We start from the raw sequence: 317 nt of genomic DNA, 5'->3' as shown, positions 1-317 counted from the left end.
AGCTAGAAGCCATATCAGAAGAAACGGCTCACAATAAAGAAGAGGAAGTACAGGCTGAAATTGAAGAAAATGCAGGTGAAAATTTCACTCCAACAGCAGTTATTGATGAAGATGTGATCACCTCAGAAACTGAAGAAGAAAAAGTTGAAGAAGAGGAAAATCTAAGCTTTGAAGAAACAGAAAGCTTATTGCCGGCAGAAAATAAAGAGGTAGAATCGGTAGAACCTGAAGCTATTATTGAAAACGAAAATAGTTCAGTTTCTATATCCGAAGATGAGCCAAAAGAATCAGGAGCTGAACTAAGCTTCCACGGAACT

Annotated in this window: 1 protein-coding gene; it reads left to right on the top strand. The window is 37.9% G+C overall.

Translation table 11 applies throughout. The features are described from left to right. Positions 1 to 317, top strand: a 317-nt coding sequence (locus tag SB689_RS22815; protein ID WP_410694352.1) for a hypothetical protein, incomplete at both ends; no start/stop codon positions are given.

The organism is Chryseobacterium sp. SIMBA_038 (assembly GCF_046535115.1).
In the GTDB taxonomy this organism is placed as follows: domain Bacteria; phylum Bacteroidota; class Bacteroidia; order Flavobacteriales; family Weeksellaceae; genus Chryseobacterium.
The sequence above is the reverse complement of the archived record's forward strand: the minus strand, read 5'-3'. Positions and strand labels throughout refer to the sequence as shown.